This window comes from Sphingomonas sp. ERG5, from assembly GCF_000803065.1.
Taxonomy (GTDB): Bacteria; Pseudomonadota; Alphaproteobacteria; order Sphingomonadales; family Sphingomonadaceae; genus Sphingomonas.
In genome coordinates, this window is record NZ_JSXI01000085.1 from 84,551 (window position 1) to 93,449 (window position 8,899).

Sequence of the window (8,899 nt, forward strand, 5' to 3'; positions counted from 1 at the left end):
TCAGCGCACCTGTGCCGGCTGGGGTGTCGGCCGTTTCGGAATCACGCGGACCTGCGCGCCGGGCTGGACGCGAATCTGTCCTTCGGTGACGACGACATCGCCGGGCTTCAGCCCGCTGGTGACGATCACGCTGTCGCCGAAACGACGCCCGGTCACCACCGACACCGGCTCGGCCTTGCCCTCGCTGCTTGCCTTGGGGCCACGGATGACAGTGACGCTGTCGCCCGAGGCGGAGGTCTGGATCGCCGAAACGGGCACGACCAGCGCGCCGCTTTGTACCGGCAGGTCAAGCGCGGCGGTGACATACATGCCGGGGCGCAAGGCACGGTCGGGATTGGCGAGCGTCGCCTGGACCGTGACGTTGCGGGTATCCTCGCCGATCCGCGGTTCGACCGCGTTGACACGCGCGGTGAAGCTGCGGCCGGGCCAGGCGTCGGAGGTCACGCGCACCACGCCGCCGACCGGCAAGCGCGACAATTCCTGCTGCGGAACGGAGAAATCGACATAGAGCTGGTCGAGGCTGGTCAGCGTGGCGATCACGTCGCCGGGGTTGAGATACTGGCCGAGATTGACGCGGCGGATGCCGATCTGCCCGGAAAAGGGCGCACGGACCTGTTTTTGGGTGATGCGGGCGTCGATCTGCTGGACCGCCGCGCGTGCCTGATCGCGCTCGGCGCGGCGCTGCTGCAGCAATTCGCGCGGCTCCGCCCCGGTCGGCGCAAGCTCCTGCGAGCGCGCGAGCTGGACCGCAGCGAAATCCGCCTTGGCCACCGCTGCCGCGCGGTCGGCGCGTTCCGGTCCGTCATAGAGCTGAACCAGCAATGCGCCCTGGCCGACACTGGCGCCGGCGGTGACACGCAAGCCGACGATCCGGCCCGATACTTCCGGCGCCAGCATCACTTCGCGCACGGCGCGGAGCGACCCGACCGCTTCCAGCGCCGCCGGAACCTCGCTCGGCTGGACGACCATCGCCGCGACTGGAGTCGCGGGCGGCGCGCCTTGCGCCGGCGCCGCGGAACGGGCGGCTTTCCATGCGTAAAGGCCACCGAAGAGCAGGATGATGACGGCCGCCGCGATGACGAGCGGGCGCACCCGCGAGCGATCGGAGGCGGGCGAGAAAGGCGAATCGGGGGAGGGCAGCGTCGACATTGCGATCCTGACGTGATTAAATCGACTGATAGTCAATATTATTGCGAGTGATTATTAATTTCGGGGCATGTCGTCAAGATGCTCGCATCGCGGCAACGTCACGCGCTAGGAAGCTTTGATGGCGACCGAACGATTTGTCCGCAGAGGCCGTGTTGGCCGCGCCCGCCTTCGGTCTGCGGGCGCGCCGGCCGGTCCGCGCCGCGCCGATATGTGGCGCGCGACACTGATCGCCGCTGCCGGTGCGCTGTTCGTCGAACGGGGTGTGGAGGCCACCACGGTCGACGAGATCGCGGTATATGCCGGGGTCGCGAAAGGCACTTTCTACCATTATTTCGAGACCAAGGCGGACTTGATCCCGGCGCTGCGCGAGCGCTTTTCCGATGCGTTTATGGGCCGGGTGACGCAGGCCGTGGATGCGTGCGACGCGGATGACTGGCAGGGCCGGCTCAGGGCCTGGATCGAGGCGGCGGTTATCGCCTATTTCGACATGAGCGGCCTGCATGATGTGGTGTTTCATGGCGCCGAAATGCCGTTGCGCCAGGCGATGGGCGATATTGCCGTGGTTCAGGACCTTGCCGGATTGCTGGCCGACGGTGCGGAGGCCGGCGCCTGGACGGTGGAGGATGCGCGGGAGGCGGCGATCGTCATGTTCCACGGCCTGCACGGCGCGACCGATGAAGCGATCGTCACCGGCCGGACCGTCGATGAGATCGCGGCCCTGTTGTCCACGCTCTACCTGCGCATGATTGGCGTGGCGGCCTGACCGGCCATGAAGGTCGGGCGGCCCAACGGCCAATCGCTGATAGGTCAAAACAGGCTCCCTTCCCGAATCGGGAGCCCGTCTATAAAACCTCAACCTTGGTTGAGGTAAAGCGGAAAGTTACGTGTGACTCCCGCTCTGTCGGGAACGGGTCTGCGCGACGGTCTTTTCCGGATCGACCCGAACTGAGCATCTGTGCGAAGAGCGCCGCACCGATGCGATACGAAGGGAAGCGGGGGTGAAGTCGTGATCGATATTGACGGTGCGCTTGCCGGCGACGGACCCCGGGTCGTCGCTTTATGGGATGCGTGTGGCCTCACGCGTCCCTGGAACGACGCCCATGCCGATTTCGCGCTCGCGCTCGACGCGCCGGCCAGCACGATATTGGTGGCGCGGGACGGCGATGCGATCGTCGCGAGCGTGATGACCGGTTTCGACGGGCATCGCGGCTGGATCTATTATCTCGCGGTCGCGCCCGACGCACGGCGCGGCGGCCATGGGCGGGCGATGATGGCGGCGGCCGAACAATGGTTGCGCGCGCGCGGGGCGCCCAAGCTGCAATTGATGGTGCGTGACGACAATGAAGGGGCGCTTGGCTTTTATGCGGCGCTTGGCCTGGAACGGCAGAAGGTCATAACGCTCGGACGGTTTCTGAAGGACGATCAATGACGGTGATGTACGGCATCAAGAATTGCGACCATGTTGTCACAATTCTATGTAAAAACGGTGTCCGTTTGATCCAAGCCAGAATGTCTGAACCTGGTGGAAACCGGACTGGCGGGTTTGGAGCGCGGGGATGCGTTTTCGGCCGTTCGTTCACCTGCGGCGAGACGACAGCTACGCGCCCCAACCCAGCCATTCAGAGTGACGTGCCCCGGTCCCGAAAAGCTGCCGTAGAATTCCCCTCCACGGATCCTAGCCATCCTCGTAAGTGGAAGGAAAGCTGCTGGCATCCGTTCGGATCCGGCTGGTACGGTTTACGAAAGCGCAAGATGAACCGATCAATTGCTCGGCCAGAGCCCGGTCGCGGGAGCGAACAGGAGTCTTCGCTTGAGCGCCCGCTCGCCGCGGTCGACCGACAACTCAAAGCAGGGTTCAGCCCACGCTGAAGGCGTGGCTATGCGTTGGGACCTGCCTGCGCTATTCGACGACGGGTTCGCAGGAAAATAAATAGAGAAAGCCGCCGTGCAATATTTCAGGATTGCGGGACTGACGGTCGGCAGCGATCTTCCGCTACCGCAAATGACCGGCATGGCGAAATGCACATCTGTGCCCGATATTCACATCCGACGCGGGCCGGCGCCGCTGACGTTGGCGTGTCCGGACTCCTCTGGCCCAACCTGGGAGATTGCAGGCGATCAGTTCCTGCTCCGCGTCCCCGGCGTCGCGCGTTTCCTGCTGCGGGCGGGACGTGACATCATTTTTGAGCCCTGCACCCACGGACGGGCTTCGGACATTGCAATATTCGTAACCGGCACGGTGTTCGGCATTCTGCTGCACCAGCGCCGGCAGACCGTGCTGCATGCCAGCGCGGTCAAGGTCGGCGGCAAGGCCGTATTATTCTGCGGGACGTCCGGGGCGGGCAAATCCACCATGGCGGCGGCACTTGGTAACGCCGGGTATCCGCTGCTCAACGATGACATCAGCGTAATCGGGCACGATGGCGACGACGCTCCGGTCACCCATAGCGATGGTCGACAGCTGAAGCTCTGGCAAGAGGCTGCCGATGCGCTCGGATTGTCCGATCGCCTCGGGGATTCGGTCCGCAACGGCTTGTCCAAACACTATGTGACGCCGCGATCGTCGGTCGGCGAAACCCTGTCGATTGGCGCCGTTTATGTACTCCGCGAAGCGCGCGCGCCGCTGCAAAGCAGCATCGCAAGGCTCAATATCGCGGACGCCGCGCACGCGGTCGCCGCCAATGCCTACCGCCCGTTCCTGGTGGCCGCGATGAATCAGAAATCGCTCTATCTCCAGGCCGCCATCGCGATCTCGGAAAGCGCGGGCGTCTTCCTGCTTACCCGTTCCAAGGACTTCGCCGGCATTTCGGAAATTGTCGGCGGACTGGAACGGCATTGGCACGAACGCGGGCTGCTCACGTGACGAACCGGGTCTGGCTGGCCTCCTACCCCAAGTCGGGCAATACTTGGTTTCGGATTCTCATCCACTGCCTCGACCTCGAACCCGGGGCCACGCTCGACATCAATCGCTTGGGCATACAGACTGCTGCCGCGCGCGTGCCGTTCGAGGATGCCACGCTGATCGATTCCGCTATCCTGACCCGCACCGAAGTCGAATGCCTGCGGCCGCGGATTCATGGGCGCCCGAACCCCGACATTGGCGAGCTGGGCAACCAAGCCGCGACGGAATTCGTCAAGACGCATGATGCCTATTCACTGACGCCGTTGGGCGAGCCGCTGTTGGCCGGCGCGAGCGGGGCGAAAGGTGTGATCCTCATTGTCCGCGACCCGCGCGACCTGGTGTCATCGCTGGCGGTTCACAAGCATGTCAGCGTCGACGAGGCCATCGCGTTTCTCGACAGCCCGGACGCGGCTTTCGGCGACAAGCCCGGCGGGCTGGCTCGCCACCTGTATCAGCAATTGGGCCGCTGGAGCGACCATGTCGCCGGCTGGCTGAATCAGCGCGATATTTCGCTGCACCTGGTTCGGTATGAAGACCTGCAGCGGGACACCGCACACATCCTCCGCGATGCGATGACGTTCGCTGGACGCGCGGTGTCGCCGGAGCAGGTGGAGCGGGCCGTCCGGTTGGCGGATTTCGGCGCGCTGCAGGCGCAGGAGGCACGAAGCGGGTTTCGCGAAACTGCGCGTAACGCCACGGTCTTCTTCAGACGCGGCCAGGCTGGCGCATGGCGGGAAGAATTGACCCCTCGTCAGACGCGCGATATCGAAGTCGCCCACGGGCCGATGATGGCGACCATCGGCTATGGCCTGACCTTCTCTCCTCCATCGCACCAGAAGTTCGGGCAATCCTGATGATGATACGCGGACCGGGCGACTGGATTTCTGCCGAGGCAAACGGCGAAACCGTGATGATGAGCGTGGAGACCGGAACCTATGTGGGTCTCAACGCGATGGGCGCGCGAATCTGGGATCTGCTGGCCGACCCGCATGAGCTGGAAGCACTTTGTGCGATGCTGGTTCGAGACTTCGACGTGACGCCCGAAATCTGCCGCGCCGAGACACAGGCTTTCCTCGACACCCTCATCCGCCAGGGCGCGGTTTTGCGCACCTGACTCCGCGGTTGTTCGGGTTGGGTGCGCATGTTACGGGGGCGTCACGACACAGGGCAGACGATGGCGGGTCGTCTGGCCCGCGCATATCGGCCCGCTGGAATCTGGACGCGCAATCGCGCTTTACAAGGGCGTCATGCAAGCTGTTGAAAAAGAAGAAGCAGGCAAGGTCGAAGCTCCTGCCCGCGCGCCCTGGCAAACGCCATATGCGGTCACCACCGAGTTCGTGGAGACGCAAGGGATCAACAATAACGGTGGTGATCTCTACGCTTCTTCCGGCTCCTAGGATCGCTGCATCAATGCCCTGTCGGGCTTTTTGAATCTGACCAGCTCGCCGACGTCGGGCATCGGCGCTCCGGGCTCTTCGCCATGGTCGCCGCGGTGGGTGTCATTACCAGCCGGCGGTAGGGGCTTGCCAGAACCTGCATGACGAACTTTGCTGGCCTGATTCGATTTGACGGCGCATCCATCTCGGACCGGCAGGAAGTGGCGCTCGCCTCTGCTCTCGGTCAGCGACGGCGCGGGCGGATCCATTTCCATCGCGCGGCGCATGCCGCTTTCGCTCAGGCCCTCCCAGCGGGCGAATGGCCGACAGGATCATTGTTCGCGGCGGACAGCCGTCTCGACAATCTTGCCGATATCGCCGCCACCGCTGGTGTGTCGTCGCGCAGCGGCGAAGCGGCGTGCATACGCGCGATCTTCGAGCAGCGCGGCGATGCGGGACTCGCGCAGCTGCTTGGCGTCTTTGCGATTGCGCATTGGGATGAAGTTGGTCGAACGCTAACTCTTGCGCGTGACTGCACGGGTGGGCGCGCCCTCTTCTACCATGCGGGCAAGGACTTCGTAGCCTTTGCCTCGCATCTGGGGACTTTGCTGGCCTTGCCGGACGTGCCGAGCGAGCTCGACGAGCGGCTGCTGGCAAACTTCCTGGCGCTCAATCACCGCGAACGAGACGTCACATTCTATCGCGGTGTCTGTCGGGTGCCGTCACGCACCGTGGTGCGCATTGCGCCGGGCCGTGTCGACCAACGCCACTATTGGAGTCCGCGGTTGGACGCGCCGCCGCCCTATGCACGCGACGAAGACTATGTCGCGCGGGGACGCGAACTCATGGACAGCGCGGTGGCGCGTGTTCTCCGCGACATGCCCCGCGCCGCCATCTGCGTCAGCGGCGGCTTCGACTCCAGCGCGATGGCTGCCACCGCCGCACGGCTTGGGCTGGCCGAACTCGATTGCTATTGCGGCGTCCCGCCGCCCGGGTTCTACCGGTCGGTGCGCTCTCACCGCTACCTCGACGAAAGCGACAAGGTGAGGGCGCTGGAGTGCATGCATCCTGCCCTGCGGCTGAAGCTGGTAACGCCGCAGGTCGCTCACCCCATGCAGGCCGATCCTGCGCGCTTCTTCCAGACCGTCATGCCCATGCCCTGCCGAAACTTGGACAATCTGGGCTGGTTCAGTGGCATCCGCGATACGCTCGTCCAGGACGGCCATCGCGTGGCGCTGATGGGGGTCATGGGCAATCTGACGTTCAGCTGGGATGGACGGTTTTGCCTGTCGGCCCTTGCGAGCCAGGGACGCTGGCTGGAATTGGCGCGACAGGCGCGCGCATTGGCGCGCAGTGCTGGTGGCAGCCTGCCGCGCACCCTGGTGGGGCAGGGGCTGGCCCCGCTGCTGCCGCCGGGCCTGCACCGCGCCTTCCAGCGCCTGCGCGGGCGCGCGCCCGACGACATCAGTCGGTTCAGCCTGCTCAATCCCGATGTCGTCGAATCGCTCGATCTGCGCAGGCAATGGCGCGAGGACGGGTTCGATCCGACCTACAGCACGCGCGGCACCAGCGCCCAACTGCGCGCGCATCAGATCTTCGACCAGTTGCAGATTTCCCGCGATCAGCTCGCAATGGAGGGCGACAACCTCGAAACGCGCGACCCCTATAGCGACCGCGAGCTGATAGAATTTTCCCTTACCATTCCCGAAACCCTGTTCCTGCGTGATGGCGTACCGCGCTGGTATGCGCGCCAGCTGTTCGCCGACCGCTTGCCGCGCGAGATCCTCGACGAAACCAGGAAGGGCGAACAGGCACCCAATTGGTTCGAGTCGCTGAATGCGCGCCGTCCGCTGATCGAAGGGGAGGTCGAGCGGCTGGAGGCCTCGCGGCTGGCCGGCAGGCTGTTGGACCTACCGCGCTTGAAGCGGCTGATCACTGACTGGCCGCACGATGCGCGCGACGCTGAAGACCATATGACCGCCTACCGCCTGGCGCTGGATCGTGCCGTTCATGTCGGGCAATTCATCCGCTGGGTCGAACGCGGAAACGAATAATCGCCGTTCCCGAGCAGCAGTGTTTTCCTTACAATATATCCATCCAGATCGTGAGGTTGTGACGGTCGTGTGATCCGGCGATTGTCATCGCTTGCCCCGGCGCGGTTTCTATCGGGGCGGGCAAGGCATGGAACATCATGTCCCAGCAAGACGTGGTGCTGGGCATGGGCCGGTTCTCGTAGTGCGTGTTCTCATCCATATCGAGCGCGATCCATTGCGCGATGCCGTTGACGCGTCCACCCGCCGCGCGGACGCATGTTCTGGCTTTCGCTGGGGTGCAAACGCGCCTGGAGCCGAGGTCAAAGTCGAAGAGATCGCTGGCTTCGCTGCGTAATTCTATCCGTTTGCTGCCCACCGAATGCGACCGTGCAGGCGCGCGCAGGTCGTTGAAGAGCGATAGGTCGAATCCGTCCACCATGCGCATCCGCCCAGTCTCGCCGGCCAAATCCTCTGCCAACGCGACGCGCACCCGTCCACGCGCGGGGATCACCTGCGCCCCGGGCTTCATCAGGTCGCGCATGGCTTTTTCGTGCGTCGGAAGCACCTCTTCGCCCAGCAAATTATTGCTGACGATCTCCGAAACCAGAAGGTCCGCGCGTCCACCCAGTTCCGCGAGGGCAAGCTTGTCCGAATGGCCGGAAAAGACGCGCACCACGTCACCATAGCCGTTGGTTTCGATTATGCCGCGTGCCGCGCTGGCGATTACCGGATTCATTTCGCAGGTGACCACTTCAGCAGCGCCGGCGCGCGCCGCCATCATCGCGAGGATGCCGGTGCCGGTGCCGATTTCCAGTACTCGCATACCGGGTTTGATCGCACGGCGCAGCGCCACGTCATAAGCCGCGTTGCGCCCTGCATCGGCCACGATCGTGAAATGCCAGTTCGGCACGTCCCGACTCAGCAAGGCGCGCCCTTGCGCCGCCAGTTCCGCATCGTGCGGCGCCAGCGCCAGTGCCCTGCGGCACAAGGCAACCGCTTGTTCGACCTGTCCGCCTTTGCGCATCAGGCCCGCAAGCTGCACCATCGCTGCCGGGTTGCCTTCTGCCTTGGGCTGCAATGCCGTCAGTCCGTCCGAGAGCTTTCTCATCGCCCGACCTTTTGCGGCGATTTATCGCGCGCGTCGAGCGGGTCCGTAGGGAGACGGTCGTGAATGGCGCGTGGCTATATTTGCAGGGGAAGCTCGGGCTTTGCCGACAATCGAAAGCTGAGGTGCTTGCGTCGCTGAGCCCGGGCCCTGCGGCAAGTCGTCCGATGACAGTATTTCGTGATTTCGAACGTCAGCTTTCATTATGTCTGCAACAGAATCCTGCCTGAGCGCTCCCGGCCCAAAGGCGGTCACCGGGACTCGTTGAAGCATCCTACTCGATTCAACCCCACCCCCGCCCCAGCCCCCGTCCCTTCTCCACATCTCCCAGCAC

Annotated in this window: 9 protein-coding genes; 7 read left to right on the forward strand and 2 right to left on the reverse strand. The window is 64.3% G+C overall.

What is annotated here, in order from left to right; all coding sequences use genetic code 11:
- The gene (locus OO12_RS26530) at window positions 1–1,149 is read right to left on the reverse strand and encodes an efflux RND transporter periplasmic adaptor subunit (RefSeq protein WP_052216298.1); all 1,149 of its coding nucleotides are present in this window, start codon (window positions 1,147–1,149) and stop codon (window positions 1–3) included.
- 118 nt (window positions 1,150–1,267) lie between these two features.
- Between OO12_RS26530 and OO12_RS26535 the strand changes: the two genes are divergently transcribed.
- The 7 genes from OO12_RS26535 (at window position 1,268) to OO12_RS26560 (ending at window position 7,481) form a co-directional block, all read left to right on the forward strand.
- On the forward strand, window positions 1,268–1,912 hold the full coding sequence (locus tag OO12_RS26535) for a TetR/AcrR family transcriptional regulator (RefSeq protein ID WP_052216299.1): 645 nt from the start codon (window positions 1,268–1,270) through the stop codon (window positions 1,910–1,912).
- 243 nt (window positions 1,913–2,155) lie between these two features.
- Window positions 2,156–2,578, forward strand: a complete 423-nt coding sequence (locus tag OO12_RS26540) for a GNAT family acetyltransferase (protein ID WP_235365024.1) — start codon at window positions 2,156–2,158, stop codon at window positions 2,576–2,578.
- A gap of 573 nt (window positions 2,579–3,151) precedes the next feature.
- Window positions 3,152–4,012 carry a hypothetical protein gene (locus tag OO12_RS28835; RefSeq protein WP_160296924.1) on the forward strand — a complete coding sequence of 287 codons (861 nt, stop codon included), beginning with the start codon at window positions 3,152–3,154 and terminating at the stop codon, window positions 4,010–4,012.
- Window positions 4,009–4,905 (forward strand): sulfotransferase domain-containing protein, encoded by an 897-nt coding sequence (locus OO12_RS26550; RefSeq protein ID WP_034161704.1) that lies wholly within the window; start codon window positions 4,009–4,011, stop codon window positions 4,903–4,905. Before OO12_RS28835 ends, OO12_RS26550 begins: the two co-directional genes overlap by 4 nt.
- Window positions 4,905–5,165: a PqqD family peptide modification chaperone gene (locus tag OO12_RS26555; protein WP_052216301.1), complete on the forward strand. Its 261-nt coding sequence runs from the start codon at window positions 4,905–4,907 to the stop codon at window positions 5,163–5,165. The genes OO12_RS26550 and OO12_RS26555 overlap by 1 nt, the downstream gene beginning before the upstream one ends.
- A 133-nt stretch (window positions 5,166–5,298) precedes the next feature.
- Window positions 5,299–5,448 carry a hypothetical protein gene (locus OO12_RS28840; RefSeq protein ID WP_160296925.1) on the forward strand — a complete coding sequence of 50 codons (150 nt, stop codon included), beginning with the start codon at window positions 5,299–5,301 and terminating at the stop codon, window positions 5,446–5,448.
- 140 nt (window positions 5,449–5,588) lie between these two features.
- Complete coding sequence (locus OO12_RS26560; protein WP_034161705.1) at window positions 5,589–7,481, forward strand: asparagine synthase-related protein; 1,893 nt, start codon at window positions 5,589–5,591, stop codon at window positions 7,479–7,481.
- Window positions 7,482–7,509: 28 nt separating this feature from the next.
- Here OO12_RS26560 and OO12_RS26565 read toward each other — a convergent pair whose 3' ends face one another.
- Window positions 7,510–8,370, reverse strand: a complete 861-nt coding sequence (locus OO12_RS26565) for a 50S ribosomal protein L11 methyltransferase (RefSeq protein WP_160296926.1) — start codon at window positions 8,368–8,370, stop codon at window positions 7,510–7,512.
- Between the last annotated feature and the right edge of the window lie 529 nt (window positions 8,371–8,899).

What these genes read in the sequence shown, in the direction of transcription:
- OO12_RS26530 (WP_052216298.1), bottom strand. Translation starts at nt 1,149, where the DNA reads ATGTCGACGCTGCCCTCCCCCGATTCGCCTTTCTCGCCCGCCTCCGAT.
- OO12_RS26535 (WP_052216299.1), top strand. Translation starts at nt 1,268, where the DNA reads ATGGCGACCGAACGATTTGTCCGCAGAGGCCGTGTTGGCCGCGCCCGC.
- OO12_RS28835 (WP_160296924.1), top strand. Translation starts at nt 3,152, where the DNA reads ATGACCGGCATGGCGAAATGCACATCTGTGCCCGATATTCACATCCGA.
- OO12_RS26555 (WP_052216301.1), top strand. Translation starts at nt 4,905, where the DNA reads ATGATGATACGCGGACCGGGCGACTGGATTTCTGCCGAGGCAAACGGC.
- OO12_RS28840 (WP_160296925.1), top strand. Translation starts at nt 5,299, where the DNA reads ATGCAAGCTGTTGAAAAAGAAGAAGCAGGCAAGGTCGAAGCTCCTGCC.
- OO12_RS26560 (WP_034161705.1), top strand. Translation starts at nt 5,589, where the DNA reads ATGACGAACTTTGCTGGCCTGATTCGATTTGACGGCGCATCCATCTCG.